Below are 15,282 nucleotides of genomic sequence, written 5' to 3'. Positions count from 1 at the left end.
TATGCATTCTTCCGTGCTGTAAACCAGATATTGACAGGTAATGCCACGTGAAGGCATCCTTGACGTATGACTGATTCACGGGCTTCGTTCTCCATCGCCGCTGCCGCGCTCGCTCGTGCGCAGGCGGTGGCTGGGCTCCTGCACTCGCGGGAGAGCAGAGCGACGGCGATGCGCCTGGTCGGTGCGGCTGCCGGGTTGAAGGCAGAAGCGGATCGGCTCCTGGCGACGAGTGTCGAGGACGCGCGTCGTGCGGGCGCGACATGGCAGGAAGTGGGAGACACATTGAATATTTCTCGACAGGCCGCGTACCAGCGATTCGGGCAGGCGCTCGATCCGCGCACCGGCAAGGCTGTGGCGAAGGACGTGCCAGCTGCAGCGATCGATCGCGCCATCGCGGTCTTCGCGCAGTTGTCGGCCGGCGATCCGGCGGCGGTGGTCGCCGACTTCGACGACCAGATGACGTCGGCGATGACCTCGGAGGCGCTCGGCGACACATGGGCGAGCGTCCTGGCGGCGGTCGGGTCTCTCGAGAAGACCGGCGAGCCCGCCTCGCACCGGGTGAGCGGACTGGTCGTGATCGACGTCCCGCTGACCTTCGAGGCCGGGGAGATGATCGGCAAGGTCAGCATCCGCGATGACGGCCGGATCGCGGGTCTCTTCATCCTGAACGCGCCGGAATCGTCGGCAGGAGGGAGCGCCTGATGCGCTCGCAGGTCGGCGGGAGGAGTCTGATCCTCTTCCTCCTGGTGTCGTTCGTCGGCGCGTGGGTCATCGCGCTGCCGTTGTACTTCACCGGCGGTCTCGCGAGTCCGCTGGCGCCATTCCTGATCGTGGGAGTGATGTTCGCTCCCGCTCTCGGAGTGCTCGCGGCATGGGGTGCGCAGAAACCTCGCCCGGGGGAGCGGTGGCGTGCGCTGGGCGTGACATCGCCGCGTCCGGTGTCGCGTCCGATCTGGTTCAGTGTGCTCGGACTGTTCCTCGGGTCGGCGATCGTCATCGCGGGAGTCTTCCTGGCAGCTGCCCTCGGACTGATCGAACTCGACCTCGTCGAGTTCAGCGGATACGTGGAGTCGGTCCGTGCGCTGGGCGTCTCCGACCTCGCGATCCCCGGTGCCGTGGTGGTGCTCATGCAGCTCGCCGCAATCCCGGTCAACGCGGTGGTCAGCGCACCGTTCGCGTTCGCCGAAGAGGTCGGATGGCGAGGGTGGCTCCTCCCCCGCCTCCTCCCCCTGGGGGTGTGGCCCGCGCTCGTGCTCAGCGGCGCGATCTGGGGTCTCTGGCACGCTCCGCTCATACTCCTCGGGTACAACTTCGGCCGCCCCGATCTTCTCGGCCTCGGCATGATGGTGCTGGCGTGTGTGCTCTTCGGGATCATCCTCGGGTGGCTCCGTCTCCGATCGACATCGATCTGGCCCGCGGTCATCGCCCACTCCGCGTTCAACGCGACTGCGTCATTCGCGACTCTCGTCGCAGCGGCCGGTCAGCAGGTCGACCTTCTGGCCATCTCTCCGCTGGGATGGGTGACCTGTCTGATCATGATCGCCGTCATCGGAGTCCTCGTTCTGACAAAGCGACTGCGAAAGGAAAACTTGACAGCGCAAAACCCGCATGACAGGCTCGAAGAGCGCCAGGACCTGTCAGAGGTTCGCGACGACGCATCACGCACGGGGGGCCATACATGACGACGAACACGCAGGATCGCATCGACGCACGCACACGCTCGGGCGTCGACATGCGCGTCTGGTGGATGGTTCTTCTGCCGATCGCCGGTGCGCTGATCGGTGCCGTCGCGATCACCGCGCTCTGGGCTCCGCGCCTGCCGGCCGAGATCGCGAACCAGTGGGCCGCCGGACAGGTGACCACTGTGCGCAGCCTGATTGCGACGATCGCGATCGTCGCGGGTCCCGCGGCAGTGGGGTGGACGGTCCTCGCTGGCTACCTGGTCTTCGGCGAGACGAGGTCCGCGTGGACGCGTCGAACCACGACCGGCGCGATCAGCGCCATCACCGTCACCGTGTCGCTCGCGCTGCCGATCATCGTGGCACCGTCGTTGACCGTGGTCGATCCGTGGCTGGCGGCAGACCCCGGCATCCTGCCCTTCCTCGTCGCTGCGGGTGTCGGCCTGGCGGTGGGCATCAGCTCGGGGATCGCCGTCCGCGGTGACGTGACCCCTTCTGAGGCCGCCTCCCGGCCGACGCGACAGGAGGAGGATGCGCCCACGCGCTGGGAACGGAGATTCGTCTCTCCTGCGGCTTTGGCGCTGCTCGCATCCGGCATCGTGCTCGTCGTGCTCGCCGCGACCGGCCTGCTGTGGTGGGGCGCAGGGATCGCCGGCGGAGTGATCGGTCTCGTGGGACTCTGCGCGACGCGATGGCGGGTGACGATCGTCGGAGATGCCGTCGTGTCCACACCGGTGATGGGACCGGGCCGGATCCGCATCGATCGCGTCACGCGAGCCCACGCCGAGACCGCGCGTAGCCCTCTTGGACCGCTCGGGTGGGGAGTGCGTCTCGACGCGCCCGGCCGAGTCGCGCTCGCTCTCGGTGCCGCCAGCTCTCTGCACGTCTCGGACGACGTCGGTCGTTCCTTCGAGATCGCGATGCCCGACGCCGACCGCGCCGCCGCGATACTCAACGAGTCTCTATAGCGCTGAGGCTTCGATGACCGAAGTCTCAGCAGCCTCCTCCCGCCGCGCGGGATGACTTACGCCGCTCGTGCGGCTCTCGACCACTCGACCCCGCACGGGACAGTCGAGTGCGCCAAAAAACACAAATCGGAGGATGCTCTTGGCAATCACATTGAAGAAGCGCACGACCGCCGCGATCGGAGTGGCTGCGGCCGTCGCCCTGGGCGCGGCAGCTGTGACCCCGCCCGCCATCGCCGCTGAGATCGCACCGGCGTCGGAGGGCGTCACTGCGACCGACAGCGGACGCGACCTGTTCAGTGCCATGTACTTCGGTGTCGGCGACATGGCTGCGCAGTTCGACGCAGATCTCGGCGACCCGGCGTACTCGGCTTTCCGCGAGAGCGTCGGCGAGCTCGGGCCGGATCTCGCAAAGGTCGAGGGGGTGCTCGATGCCCTCGAGGCGAAGGATGCAGACGTCTTCGCGGACTTCCACACCGAGATGACGTCAGGTGATGTCCTCCGAGTCGAGGCGGAGTTCGTCGACGCGGCCGAGGCACTGAGCACCGTTTCGGACGAGCTGAACTTTGCGGACGAGTCAGAGGGCGCCCGCGTCGCGCCCGGTGACGTCACGCCCATGGCGGTCGTTCCGGTCTTCGTCGTCTGGGTCGCCGTCGCGGAAGCGGCCGGAGCCGTGCACGCTCTCACCCTCGCGGTGCAGATGAACCTGGCCTGGACGGAGAACGTCGCGTGGTCGGCGGCCGGCTCGACCGGACTCGAGACCGAGAAGGGCATCGTCGGACTCACCGAGACGCTCGACGCGTACTGATACACAGCAGATCGCTTGTGGGGCAGTCGTCAGGCTGCCCCACAAGCCGGCGCGAAAGAGTTCCGATGAATCACATGAAGGTGCGACACCTGGTCGTTCCCACCGCTGTCGTCGCGGTCGCAGCCGCATATTCCGGTCTGGCCTCCATCGGCGAGACTGTCCTCTCCCTTCCCGGCCTGGAGGCGAACCGGGCCAACATCATGGCGGTCGCCCCGCAGGGCTGGTCTTTCTTCACCAAGTCCCCGCGCGACCCGCAGGTCGAGCCGCATCAGGTGTCGGACGCGGGGCTGACATCCATCGCCGGTTTCCCGAACACGAGAGTGGAGAACGCCTTCGGGCTGAGCCGTGAGGGGCGCTCACAAGGAGTGGAGACGGCCCTCCTCATCGGCGACGAGAACGCCGACGCCTGGGTCGAATGCTCCTCGCCGGATCTCGCCGTCTGCTCGGACGAGCTGATCGCGGCGGAACCGGTGAAGCTCGACAACGCCGTCCCCTCCCCGACGATCTGCGGCGAGGTCGTCATCGTCCAGTCCATCCCCGTGTCGTGGGCGTATCGCAACCACACGGAGCAGACATCGATCGCGCAGAGCGGATTGCATGCGGAGGTCTCCTGTTGAGCGCGATCGACCGCATCCGCCTTCCGCAACCGGTCATATGGACGCCGCTGCTCGGACTCGTGCGCTCGCTCGTCGCACTCGGTGGTCTGATCACCGTCGCCTTCACTCGCGAGGACTTCCTCTTCCGCCCGGTGAGCGGCGTCGGCACCTACCCGCTCTGCACGCACGTCGACCAAGCGGGACTGTTCTGCCTCGTGCGCGACGACCTCGCGTTCGGACGCATCATCTGCATCGCCGTGCTGATCCTCGTCATCAGCGGCTTCCTGCCGCAGGTGACAAGCGTGCTGCACGCGTGGGTGGCGTTCAGTATCGCCTCCAGCATCTCGATTCCTGAGGGTGGCGACCAGATCGCCGCTATCCTCGCACTCCTGCTGGTACCGATCTGCCTCGGCGATCCCCGGGTGAACCACTGGATGCCCGGTCGCCGCGGAACGCGACTGATCGGAGTACGTACCGGAGCTGCTGTCGTCTTCCTGGTCGCGGCGAAGGTGCAGGTCGCCGTCCTGTACTTCTACTCCGGAGCGGGCAAGCTGTTCCAGACCGAATGGGCGGAAGGAACAGCGCTCTATTACATCGGCCAGGGGTTCTTCGGGTCGAGCGGACTGTTCCTGCAACTCATCGTCTTCGTCACCTCCATCCCACTCGCCCTTTTCGTGCTGACGTGGGGAACGATGGCGCTGGAGATCGCGCTCGCGGCCCTTCCGCTGCTTCGAGGACGACTCCGGGTCGCCGTCGCGCTGCTGGGTGCGGCCCTGCATCTGGGAATCATCGTCTTCATCGGACTCTGGAGCTTCCAGATCACGATGTTCGGGGCACTCATCCTGTTGGCAGTCCCGCTGGTCGCGCGGCCGTACAGCGAAGGAGCGACATTCGGATCGCTTCTTCCTGCGCGAGCGAAACGGATGCGGTCTCACACGCAGCCGCATGGCGAATCATCGCGCTCGGCGCCCGTGACCCATGCCCCGTCCCCCAGTGACACCGGGCGCCAGTCGGCCGCGAGTGCGCCTTCCGCGTCAGCGACGGACTCGCTGGCGATTCCCCCATCCGGCGACTCGATACACCGAAGCGCAGGCGCCGCCGAGGCGGTCAGCGGCCCGCCCCCTCGATAGCCTGTTCTCATGCCCCGTCCTCGTAGTGAAGCCGCACGCCGGTCCGTGCTCGAGGCGATGCGCGCTGCCGTCGTGGCCGGCACCTACGAGGTCGTGACGATCGAGGGGCTGGCCGAGACCGCCGGAGTCGCGAAGCAGACGATCTACCGCTGGTGGCCGTCGAAGGCGGCGATCCTCGGCGAGGCGCTTCTCGAGGGAGACCTGCCCGGCGCCGACCCCGCTGTCGCGATGAGCGATGACATCCGGGCCGACCTGCACGCGTGGTTCTCGGCGATGTCCGCCGGTATGGAGCGGCCCGAGGGTGTGGCGCTCGCCCGGGCGCTGATCGCGGTCACCGCGACCGATCACGAGCTCGGACTCGCGTTGAACGAGCGGCTTGCGGCGCCGATCCGCTCGTGGGTCGCGGAGCGGATCGCACGCGGGCAGTCGGCGGGCGAGATCCGCGCCGATGTGGATGCCGACGCCATCGCCGACCAGCTCATCGCCATGGCGTCGTATGCCGCGCTGATCGGTCAGCCGTTGAGCGCCGAGCGCGTCGACGAGACGGTCACGCGGCTGCTGCGGGGGATCGCGGCGTAACTGCGGTCGCTACGGCGTGCAGTAGGCGACGATCGCGTCGGTCGCCGTGCGCAGCTGGGTGGATGCGGCATCTACACCGCTGACGTCACCGGCGATCGCCTTCTCGCCCTCGGCGGCGAACGCGTCGATGCTCGTCGCCCACGAGTCGCGGAGGGTGACGAACTCCGCGGGACCATCGATGCCGCGGATCTTCTCGGCGACCGTCTTCACCTCGGCGAGAGCCGCCTGCGCGGCCTCGGGCGTCGGCGAACTGAAGCTCTCGATCACACCGCTCACCTGCACGGCCTGGGCCGCGACCTGACCGCACGCCGCGATGGTCGACGCCTGAGAGCATCCGGACAGCAGAAGGATGCCGACGGCCAGTGTCGCGAGCGCGGGGAGCTTCTTCATGCGTGTCACTGTAGGCGGGGGAGATGTGAGGACTATTGCCGGCCCCAGGCGGGGCCGACGAAGGTCACGGGCTTGCCCGCGGCTTCTGCATGGGCGATCTCACGGAGCGTCGATTCGCCGTAGTGTTCGCCCCGGTTCACCACTTCCACCCGATCGGCCAGGTCGATCCTCCGCAGGTGCAGCTCGCCGAGCACGGCCTTCTGCTCGTCGGTGATCGGGATGTCGATCTCGGTAGGCATGAGCACGATGATGCCCGCGAGAGTGAGCGACTGGCTTACCAACCGCATGTCCTCGGCGAACTGCATGGAACCGCAGAGGCAGACGATCTCTGGACGTTCGGGCATGGAGTCAGTCTGTCACCGATCACCCCGTCAATGCCGAGCGGGTCAAAGATCAGACGGAGGTGCGCCTGCGAGGGCTCGAACGCTGAGAAGGAACGGTGCCTTCCGTGCCTCAAGATGCGTACGGTCTTGCATGCGGGTTCAATTGTTCTTGGAACGCCCCGTCGCCGGGGCGAGCCACCTTGAGGCCCCTGCGCACGCTGGCGAGGCGAAGGGCTTGAGCGTACAGTTCCAGCTTTAGCTGGGCCAGATAGATGAGATAGGAGCTGGGGTCTCCCTCGATCATCTCTAGATAGTTGTTGCAAGCTCGGATCATCTCGACAAGAGGCCCCTGCACTTTCTCGTGCTTCCTGACCTTCGCGCGAGTTGCCTTTATCTCATCGCGCGCAGAAATGATGCTCGCGTTGGCGCGCTTGAATGATGCGCTCCAAGAAGCAAACCGCACCTTGGATCCTCGCCCGACTGCCAGTGCCCGTCGACCGTGTAGGTCGTTGATCAGAATCTGCAGTGCTCGATGCTCTTCGAGTCGGATCCTCCCCAAGTACGTTAGAAAAGCGATGGATACAGTCAAAGCTGCTCCAATGACCGCCACGAGGACGTCAGCGCCGAAGGTGTTCCACATCTCGCAAGGATGACACGGCACGCGAGTCATAGGGGTGCTTACTGCACCGACCATCCACCATCCGACGCCAGCACGGCACCGTTGATGTTCACGCCGTCGTCCGACAGCAGGAACGTGATCGACGCAGCCAACTGCTCGGCGGTCGCGACCGTCGGGATCGCCTGCTGGAACGGGGCGAGGCGACCGGAGCCGTACTCCGACATGTTCGGGGGCATCGGGATGCCGGTGGCGACGCCGCCCGGTGCGACGGAGTTCACGCGGATGCCCTTCGGTCCGTACATGAACGCCGCGGACTTCGTGACGCCGATGATGCCGTGCTTGCTGGCCGTGTAGGCGTTGCCCGACGCGTTGCCGCGCAGGCCCGCTTCGCTGGAGACGTTGAGGATCGACCCGCGGCCGGCTTTCTCCATGATCGGCAGCACCGCGCGCATGAGCTTGAACGGGGCGGTGAGGTTGATGGCGATGACGCGGTCCCAGACGGCATCCGTCGTCTCGCCCGCGGGGGAGAAGTCGTCGTTGATGCCGGCGACATTCGCGAGGGCGTCAATGCGGTCGCCCGCGGCGGCGATCACGGCGTCGATCGCGTCCTGCTTGGTGAGGTCTCCGGCGACGGTGGTGATGTCGGTATCCGGCAACTCGGCCTTCAGGGCGTCGAGCTTGTCGGTGGCGATGTCGGAGGCGATGACGCGTCCGCCTTCGCGGGCGATGCGGGATGCGGTGGCCTTGCCGATTCCGGATGCTGCGCCCGTGACGATCACGGTCTTGCCGGAGAAGCGTCCGGTGGTGGGCGTCTCGGTCCAGCCCTCGGACTCGTCGGCCTCGGGGATCTCGCCGTCATTGGCCGCGCGCATGAGGTCGTCGACGACTGGTTGCGGCAGTGCGCCCTGGCTCATGGCGACGAGCTGCTGCAGTGGCAGCCCGAGCACGGGGGTGAGGAGCTCGGGGTCGGCGCCCGTCTGCTCGAAGAGTGCGCGGATGAGTGGCCCGCCGGTGGGGTCGTTCAGCCAGTCGCCGATGGTGGAGTGTGCGGTGAGGGCCATGGGTGCTCCTTGAGGCTTGAGGGTTTCGCAACGGTGCGTCTACTAACTGAACAGCGTACGCCTTCCTTCGCTGTGTGGGCACAAAGAAACGGACCTCCCGAGCAACGTTCGTCGCTCGGGAGGCCCGGAGGAAGTGCTGCGCACGGCGGAGAGGGTCGCTGGCTGATTGCCTTCTCTGCCGATTGCTGCCCTTCCCCTCACCGATTCGAGGACGAACGGTGCTGACCGACGCGGAGTATGACAACTGACAGGAGGAAGCCGAGCAGGATCGCAAATCCGGCCGACGTCGCCCAAGACCCGGTGATGGTGACCGCGTTCATGCCACCCACGTCATGGAAGCCTTCGAATGTGGCGATGAAGGGGATGGTGAAGGTGCTGGCGGTTGTGAACGCAGCGGCTGCGAGCAGCATCCCTGCGGTCGCGATGAGCCCGATGGTGATTCCCAGAGAACATGCGATCACGAAGAGGCGTCCGGCGAGGTCGTCGGCGCGTCCCGAGGCGTCGACGACGAGCGCGCGGGGTTCGTTCATCGCACGCACCTGGCTGTGAAGCCGTTCTTGGTGGACAGCTCCGGATACTTTCCCTTCGCCTGGCACGTGTTCCACCAGCTGATGACGAGCCATGACGCGACCCCCAGGGCGAGGGCGGCAACCGCGACTAGGGCGAGCCCGGTGACGACGAATACGACCACGGGGAGCGGATCCGCCACGATCGGATAGGCGACGTCGGCCAGGCCTTTGTGCTCGACCACCTGGGTGAGAGTGTTGCCTTCGACGACGTAGTGCGTCGGCACGGCAGCCCCAGACGCGTCCTCGGCCCATGCCGCTTCGAACTCAACCTTGACAGTGCCCTGCTCGTCGACGATGCGGGCACCGCCGTCGGCGGTTGCCTCGAGCCGGTGGGCGGCCGGGATGGTCAGATCATAGGAGTAGCTCTCCGACGCCTCGCGGCTTTCGAGGATCGAGAGCAGCTGGACGCCACCCGCTGTCGGAATGACGGCATTGCTGCTCGCGCCGTCAGCCGGGTACACGGTCGTTCCGTCACCAAGAAGCTGCCCGCCGGCGGATGCCGCCGCGTTCGGCAAGGAGATGTTGAGGTCGAAGTCTTCCACCGAAAGCGAGACTCCCTCGGAAGCTGTCGCCGGCACCTGCACCTGGAGTGGGGCACTCGCGCTCGACTCGGTTGGTTCCACGGCAGTTTGCATGAGCTCGCTGCTGACGCCGTCGAGGGCGACCGCGACCTCTTGCACGGTGACTCCGGCGCTGTCTTCGGTCGCGTGCGCGGGCTGCCCCGACCACAGCAGGCTTCCCGCAATGATCGTGCCCGCCGTAGCGACGACGGCGATCGTGCGCTGGCCGATGCGTGAGAGCGCGCTTGCCCTGGGATCGTTGATGCGAGACGGCATGGGAGTCCTCTTCTCTGGAGTCGCGCTCATGGGTCCGTTGGATAACTCATGCGCGGCGGTGCTTTGACTCAACTAACACCACATATGAGGACGAAAGCAATATATTTGGGTGCGCGTGCTGGGTGAGTCTTGTGTCCGTCTGATCCTGCGACGGACCCAGGTGAAAGCTGTGGGCCGAAGGAGAGCGCGAGGGTCTCCGGTGATGTGATGTGCCTCGCAGCCGTCAAGGCAGCGATCGGGGCGATGGGCTCCCAGGCGTCGCCGATGGTTCGTGATCAGGGCACCATCGAAGAAGTGCAACGCGGCGAGGTGCACAAGTCGAGTTTGTGTGCGGCGATCACGCGTGCTCGATCGCGCGATGGCAGACGCGGGATGCAATGGCCTTGACGATTCCGGGCCCCGTGGCGATCGCGGTCTTGCCGGAGAAGCGGCCGGTGGTGGGCTTCTCGTCTAACCCTCGGACTCGTCGGCTTCGGGGATCTCGCCGCCATTGGCTATGCGCGCCAGGTCATAGACGACAGACTGAGGCAGCGCGCCCTGATTCATTCTGCGACGAGCTGCTGCAGCGGCCCGAAGATAGCGGGGATGGGCGGCCCGCAGGACGGGTCGTTCAGTCAGTTGCCGATAGTGGAGTGTGCAGTGAGGGCCATGCTGGAGTTTCTTGAGATTGAGTCCCGCAACGGTGCCTCGACTCATATCAAGTGCATGCCTCGGGGGAGGGGCAAGCGCGCCTCTACCTATTTAGGGCGTTGGTGTAGTAACGGGCCTAGATCGACCGAATCAACAACGGTCAAGGTCAGTACACCTAGCGTGGAGAAGGGCCGGTTTTTAACGCGAGCGAAGAGGTAGCGAGCAAATTGTCGGCATCTGAGCACGAAGTAGGTGGACCGCGGTGCGTCGCAATGCCACTACGAGATCTGAACGCCGTGTGAAAGCAGCCATCCGCGTAGGTAGGCGACGGCCCCATTGTCTTTTTGAACCCTCCCCAGGTAGTATTCGACGCCGCGCAGCGCCTCCTGCTGTTTAGGGACATCCCAGACAGAGACGCGTCGGGAAAGTTCGCGTATGTCTAGGACCGTTGCTGCGCTCGTGGCCACGGGCGCCTCTGTGGAATCTGTGGAATCTGACTCTTCAAAATAGGCGGAGATCATTGAGCGTGCCTCGTCGGTGATATCTCGGCAGAAAACGACCGCCGTCACATTTGGGGCGTTCTCGACATCCTCGAAAAAGCTTTGCAGTTGTTGGAACACATTCTCGGCAGTGAGGTGGATGTCCTTGACCTCGGCAGCGAGCTCCGGCTCCTGGCCCCTGAAGCCGTCGACATCCCCAAGCATTCCAGCGCGTGAACTCCCGGTGTTGACATTATGCGACTCGAGTATCAGATTCGGGGAGTCGGCGCGGAGATACCCATACGCGATCCCTTGGAGAATCGCACCGCCTCGGACGCCGGCCGTGCTAGTCGGCATCTCATTCAGCACTAGCTCGAACGGGCGAACTGTCCGGCTGGTCACGGACGAAATCTGCCGCACGGGCTCACTCAAGACACCAAGCTCCCAGACGCGTTCCGCGAATGTTCGTCGCTCTGCAGGTGTCATCTGCCCAATCATGGTGACTAGATCCCGGTACTCACGCCACGATTGAGTGGCGTGAGGAGCGTTGCTGGGGTGCGAGCGGAGCATCACGTGCTGGATTACGTGGAGGGCGTCATTGTAAAGCGGGCGTAGCTTGATTGAGGCACCCTGACTCACTTTTCGTTTGAAGTTTAGGGTGTTGACAGCTCTGCGCGCTGAAGGGTCCGCGGTCTCCGGAGGATTTGAAGTGAAAATGTTAGCGAAACTATCAAGACCTTCGGCCGCGGAAAGTGACTCGACTTGCGCGACGAACGCGAGGGTCAAAGCGGGCCAATGGTTTTGCGCGCTGGGTCTCGAATCGCTCAGCCATGAAAGTGCCATTTCAACGCTTTTGCTTGGCCCGGATAAAGGAATACGACTAGAAAATTCGTCAGAGAAGCCGAGGTCTCGGGCCACACTTTTCAGTGCACGGCTCTCGCCTCTTCTAAGTCGAATGCTATCTGGCACAAAATCTCTCAATCGGTCACATGGCTCGGCTTTGTGGCGGCAGGGGGCAACGTCACCTTGCGATTTGCTGCTACATCCACGTTCCCGGGTCGAGGAGTGCAGAGCCGAGCGCAGCGGCCAATGCCGGGGGGACAGCATTCGCCACCTGAAGTCTTTGGCTCGTAACACCTCCGATGAAATGGAAGCTATCTGGGAATGATTGGAGTCTGGCGCCCTCGCGAGTGGTCAGGCCGCGATTCTGCTTGGGGTGAATGCACCGCGACCCTGAGGGCTTACCCAAGTTTTGGGTAACAGCGACCGCAGGTAGCCATGACGCAAGTCGACTATACGAATTGTGAAATCCGGATCTTGGTTGTAGCTGTTCTGGGATGGATCGCCTGTTTCCCCCGTCGGGGATGTGGGAGATGGCTTCTACGAGATGATCGGGGTGTCTGCTGACGCTATGCCCCTGAATCGACGGGCTCTCCTGGCGCATGCTCCGCTGGTAATCCGTGTACGGTGCGAGGTCATATCGATCGCTCTGCTCTCCCGCGCGCAGATGCGGTAGATCGCCGATGGCATCATCTACTGTTACGAAAGTCTCGGAGGTTCGGGTCGGGGTGGGGCCCAGGAAGCGGCCCCGGTTCTTGTGACCGACAAAGATTACGCGTCTGCGGAGCTGCGGCACACCGTGCTCGGCCGCAGTTACGACCTTGAAGGTGACTTCGTAGCCGAGGTCGCTGAAGCTCGCAGCAACTTCCTTCTCGAAACTCATGTCCTTTAGGCCCAGGACATTCTCAATCACGAAACCTGAAGGCTGCACTCCTTCGACGAGGCGTCTAAACTCAAGAAAAAGAACGTTTCGCGGGTCATCCCTATTGCGCTTGCCAACGGTGCTATATCCCTGACAAGGAGGTCCGCCAACGATCCAGTCAGGCGTGCCGCCGGCTGCCTCGAGTAGCTCGTTAACTTTCAGCTCCCGAATGTCCCTAAGTAGCACTGGATGACTCGGCATGTTGTGGCGATGCGTCGCCACCGCGTCAGACCAGTGGTCGGACGCAAGCAGAGGTCGCATCCCAGCCTCCTTGAGACCCCAGGAGAGGCCGCCGGCTCCACTGAACAGATCGACGAACGTTTCGGGCATACTCGAATCTTATGCTTCAGTTCAGACATGAGGCTCGTCCCCGCCTGAACGGGTATCGGATGGTTCGTGATCTGCGACAGCTCCGGTCGGATTCGTGGGGGAGACCGCAAGGCCATGTCGGGTCGACAGCGGTTCGATAACTCTGGGCTCCACTCTTCACGTCGCTTGATCGAGCGTCAGGCGCTGGTGCGGAGACCCGGGATTTCCCAACCGACCTCGACACCCCCAACTGCGTGGGCGCCAAGCCCTTCCTCGTTCTCGATCTGCTGGACATCGACGAGACACTCATCAACGAGATCCAGAAGCTCAGTAAGGAGAGCTTCGACCTGGACTCGTTCATCAGCGCCGCGGACGAGCTGAGGGTACATCGGCGCGCTCAAGGGTGAGATCGCGGGGCAGTTCCGCGAGCCGACCGACGAGGGGATCAAGTTCTTCGCGACGCGGGTCTACGAAGCCTCCTGCACCCAGAAGGTTCGTCAGCAGGTCACAACGCTAGTGAGCAAGGCGGCGCGGCAATTCCTCAACGAGCGGGTCAACGATCGGCTGAAGACCGCGCTGGGGGTCAGTGGGATCACCCACACCCAAGCTCCTGCGGCGGCGACGAGCGCCGAGGTAGTCGAAGCCGACCTTGATCGGGATACAGAAATTGAGACGAGTTTGGAAGAGCTCGAGGGCTACCAGATCGTGAAAGCAATCGCGTGCGGCGAGGTCAAGCCGCAGCGCGTGACCCACCGTGATGCGAAGAGCTACTTCGCCGTGCTCCTCGACGACGACAATCGCAAGCCGGTCGCGCGCCTCCACTTCAAGGCAATCAGAAGTACCTCGGTCTGCTCGACAAGGCGAAGGTCGAGACGCGGCATCCGCTCGAGGAACTCGACGAGATCTACGCGCATACAGACGCGATGAGAGAAGCCGTGCCTTGTTGCTGCATCCGCAAGCGCAGACGGAGTGCCGCTGATCAGAATGGCGAGGGTCGCCTGGCTGAACACGCGCGGCCTTTTCGCTCTTCCGCCTCAGACCGCCTCCGTAGCCGGGGTGTTGCAGCGGTCTTTCGAGGAACTCGGCGGCGATGAACGCGAGCAATGTTCGAAGCATCTCCGCACGCTCCCAACGACCTCTTCCATACGGACTCGAACACCATGGTCGAGGTGGACGAGGTGCAGCCATTCACTTCTTTTCGCGCATTGACGATTCGAGAGTGCCTGAGCTGCCCGGGCGACCGGTCCGAGGAGTACCTCGCGCTGCGCAAGGAGTGGAGCTCAGCGGCCGACCGGTATCGCGCGACTAAGGAAGCCAAGGGATTTCCGGGCCCATGGGATACCGTTCCGTTGAGGTCACGTACGGGCAATACGGGCGACGCTTGAGCCGGGCCGAGCAAAGGTCGGTGCCGAGTCCCGGAGCGCGCGGGAACGATCGGCGTGCTGATTCAGCGGCTCGAAGGCGAGCTGCGATGCTGACACCTATGGACGCATATGCTCAGTACGCCCGATTCCGACGAAGCCGTCCTATGGGACTTAGCAACAGGCGGCTGGCCGCCCTACTGGGGGACTTCGTCTACGAGACATCAAGCGCAGAAGACGAGTCCCGACGGTACCTAGAGATACTGTACGACGATGGCAAGCGAGTTCTTGCCGGCCAAGACCTCAAACTCCTGGAGACTTTCACCAGCGAGCATAATAGAAACCAACTCAGAGCCGACGGTATCGAGGAGAAGTACGTCTCGTGGGGCCTTGTCGATCGGCTCTCGCAGAAGATTATTCACGCTCTCTCACAAACAGCGGGTCGCACAGGACCCGATTTCGCCGAGAACGCGGTCGCGTTGGATCGCATGTTCCTTACGACGAAGTCCCTGCGCGATTTCCGGAATGAGGTTGCGCACCGCACTCCGAGTGGTGGCGGCGGGCAACTGCACTTCTACCGTGAGAACGACCGTTCTGTCACCCCGCGTGACATCTGGGGCTGGACTGAGGTGGCCGCTAGTTACTGGTCCAACCTGGCGTCGATCACGAACGCAATTTCCCTAGCGACGGGAGTTGTCTCAGTCGTGTCGAGGGCGAACAAGGATTTCCGCCCGATGCAGTGGCCACCAGCCAGCATTTCTGTCCATGGTCTGCGCGTGATCCAACGAAGCGGCATTCCGGTGCCGGCCCAGAGACTCAGAGACGCCCAAGCGGAGTGGGTCGACCTGACGCGCCGGTGGAGGGGTCAACGTCCCTGACTCAGACCTCCCCCATTACGCGGCGATGTCCATCACCGCGCTGGTCCGACTCGTGCGCGACGGGGGAATCGTGGTGAGCACCACCGCCTGGATACCAGCACCGGATGATGTCATCCGGGGAGTGCGGTCTGTGGTCGTGTTCGTGCGGAGTGACGCCGAGAAGCTGGCCGAGCTGGTGTCTTTGGTCGATGAGGGCGTGCTTGCGCTCGAGGTCACGCGGCGCATTCCGCTGACCGAGCTTCCGGCGCTGCATGCGGAGGCTGCTGAAGGTCTGGTTGTGGGCAAGGTGATTGTGGTTCCGTGATGCC

Annotated in this window: 19 protein-coding genes; 11 read left to right on the top strand and 8 right to left on the bottom strand. The window is 64.1% G+C overall.

Features of this window, described 5'->3' with window-relative positions:
- Positions 1 to 66 precede the first annotated feature (66 nt).
- The 7 genes from ASD43_RS04290 (at position 67) to ASD43_RS04260 (ending at position 5,757) form a co-directional block, all read left to right on the top strand.
- A complete protein-coding gene (locus ASD43_RS04290) occupies positions 67 to 702 on the top strand; it encodes a DUF3887 domain-containing protein (protein WP_056414053.1) in 636 nt (211 codons plus the stop codon).
- Complete coding sequence (locus ASD43_RS04285) at positions 702 to 1,682, top strand: CPBP family intramembrane glutamic endopeptidase (protein ID WP_052677591.1); 981 nt, start codon at positions 702 to 704, stop codon at positions 1,680 to 1,682. Before ASD43_RS04290 ends, ASD43_RS04285 begins: the two co-directional genes overlap by 1 nt.
- Complete coding sequence (locus ASD43_RS04280) at positions 1,679 to 2,647, top strand: hypothetical protein (RefSeq protein ID WP_045252789.1); 969 nt, start codon at positions 1,679 to 1,681, stop codon at positions 2,645 to 2,647. Before ASD43_RS04285 ends, ASD43_RS04280 begins: the two co-directional genes overlap by 4 nt.
- Before the next feature lie 139 nt (positions 2,648 to 2,786).
- A complete protein-coding gene (locus ASD43_RS04275; RefSeq protein WP_157550796.1) occupies positions 2,787 to 3,452 on the top strand; it encodes a hypothetical protein in 666 nt (221 codons plus the stop codon).
- 74 nt (positions 3,453 to 3,526) lie between these two features.
- Positions 3,527 to 4,069 (top strand): SdpA family antimicrobial peptide system protein, encoded by a 543-nt coding sequence (locus ASD43_RS04270; protein WP_056414049.1) that lies wholly within the window; start codon positions 3,527 to 3,529, stop codon positions 4,067 to 4,069.
- Positions 4,066 to 5,178, top strand: a complete 1,113-nt coding sequence (locus ASD43_RS04265) for a sporulation-delaying protein SdpB family protein (RefSeq protein ID WP_056414046.1) — start codon at positions 4,066 to 4,068, stop codon at positions 5,176 to 5,178. Before ASD43_RS04270 ends, ASD43_RS04265 begins: the two co-directional genes overlap by 4 nt.
- Positions 5,179 to 5,187: 9 nt before the next feature.
- Positions 5,188 to 5,757, top strand: coding sequence for a TetR/AcrR family transcriptional regulator (locus tag ASD43_RS04260; RefSeq protein WP_235564017.1), 570 nt, complete (start codon positions 5,188 to 5,190; stop codon positions 5,755 to 5,757).
- A 9-nt stretch (positions 5,758 to 5,766) separates the two neighbouring features.
- Here the strand turns inward: ASD43_RS04260 and ASD43_RS04255 are convergent, their stop codons facing one another.
- The 8 genes from ASD43_RS04255 to ASD43_RS16920 all read right to left on the bottom strand — a co-directional run bounded on the left by ASD43_RS04255 (position 5,767) and on the right by ASD43_RS16920 (position 12,756).
- On the bottom strand, positions 5,767 to 6,147 hold the full coding sequence (locus tag ASD43_RS04255; RefSeq protein ID WP_056414043.1) for a hypothetical protein: 381 nt from the start codon (positions 6,145 to 6,147) through the stop codon (positions 5,767 to 5,769).
- A gap of 32 nt (positions 6,148 to 6,179) precedes the next feature.
- Entirely contained in the window at positions 6,180 to 6,491 is a 312-nt protein-coding gene (locus tag ASD43_RS04250; protein WP_056414040.1) for a hypothetical protein, read from the bottom strand.
- Positions 6,492 to 6,600: 109 nt separating this feature from the next.
- Positions 6,601 to 7,110 carry a hypothetical protein gene (locus tag ASD43_RS04245; protein WP_157550793.1) on the bottom strand — a complete coding sequence of 170 codons (510 nt, stop codon included), beginning with the start codon at positions 7,108 to 7,110 and terminating at the stop codon, positions 6,601 to 6,603.
- Positions 7,111 to 7,148: 38 nt separating this feature from the next.
- Positions 7,149 to 8,150: an SDR family NAD(P)-dependent oxidoreductase gene (locus ASD43_RS04240; protein ID WP_056414033.1), complete on the bottom strand. Its 1,002-nt coding sequence runs from the start codon at positions 8,148 to 8,150 to the stop codon at positions 7,149 to 7,151.
- Between the two features lie 197 nt (positions 8,151 to 8,347).
- Positions 8,348 to 8,680, bottom strand: a complete 333-nt coding sequence (locus ASD43_RS04235) for a hypothetical protein (protein WP_157550790.1) — start codon at positions 8,678 to 8,680, stop codon at positions 8,348 to 8,350.
- The gene (locus ASD43_RS04230; protein WP_056414027.1) at positions 8,677 to 9,555 is read right to left on the bottom strand and encodes a hypothetical protein; all 879 of its coding nucleotides are present in this window, start codon (positions 9,553 to 9,555) and stop codon (positions 8,677 to 8,679) included. The genes ASD43_RS04235 and ASD43_RS04230 overlap by 4 nt, the downstream gene beginning before the upstream one ends.
- A gap of 908 nt (positions 9,556 to 10,463) precedes the next feature.
- A complete protein-coding gene (locus tag ASD43_RS04225) occupies positions 10,464 to 11,066 on the bottom strand; it encodes a hypothetical protein (protein WP_157550787.1) in 603 nt (200 codons plus the stop codon).
- Positions 11,067 to 11,703: 637 nt separating this feature from the next.
- Positions 11,704 to 12,756: a DNA cytosine methyltransferase gene (locus ASD43_RS16920; RefSeq protein WP_082539248.1), complete on the bottom strand. Its 1,053-nt coding sequence runs from the start codon at positions 12,754 to 12,756 to the stop codon at positions 11,704 to 11,706.
- Positions 12,757 to 12,989: 233 nt separating this feature from the next.
- Here ASD43_RS16920 and ASD43_RS17680 point away from each other — a divergent pair, with 233 nt between their 5' ends.
- The 4 genes from ASD43_RS17680 (at position 12,990) to ASD43_RS04205 (ending at position 15,278) form a co-directional block, all read left to right on the top strand.
- On the top strand, positions 12,990 to 13,142 hold the full coding sequence (locus ASD43_RS17680; RefSeq protein WP_442922199.1) for a hypothetical protein: 153 nt from the start codon (positions 12,990 to 12,992) through the stop codon (positions 13,140 to 13,142).
- 109 nt (positions 13,143 to 13,251) lie between these two features.
- Entirely contained in the window at positions 13,252 to 13,662 is a 411-nt protein-coding gene (locus ASD43_RS17675; protein WP_442922198.1) for a hypothetical protein, read from the top strand.
- A gap of 601 nt (positions 13,663 to 14,263) precedes the next feature.
- Positions 14,264 to 14,974: a hypothetical protein gene (locus ASD43_RS04210; protein WP_056414018.1), complete on the top strand. Its 711-nt coding sequence runs from the start codon at positions 14,264 to 14,266 to the stop codon at positions 14,972 to 14,974.
- A 25-nt stretch (positions 14,975 to 14,999) separates the two neighbouring features.
- On the top strand, positions 15,000 to 15,278 hold the full coding sequence (locus tag ASD43_RS04205) for a zinc-binding dehydrogenase (protein WP_056414015.1): 279 nt from the start codon (positions 15,000 to 15,002) through the stop codon (positions 15,276 to 15,278).
- Positions 15,279 to 15,282 lie beyond the last annotated feature (4 nt).

This window comes from Microbacterium sp. Root553 (genome assembly GCF_001426995.1).
Classification (GTDB): domain Bacteria; phylum Actinomycetota; class Actinomycetes; order Actinomycetales; family Microbacteriaceae; genus Microbacterium.
This window is presented reverse-complemented; position numbering and strand designations above follow the sequence as displayed.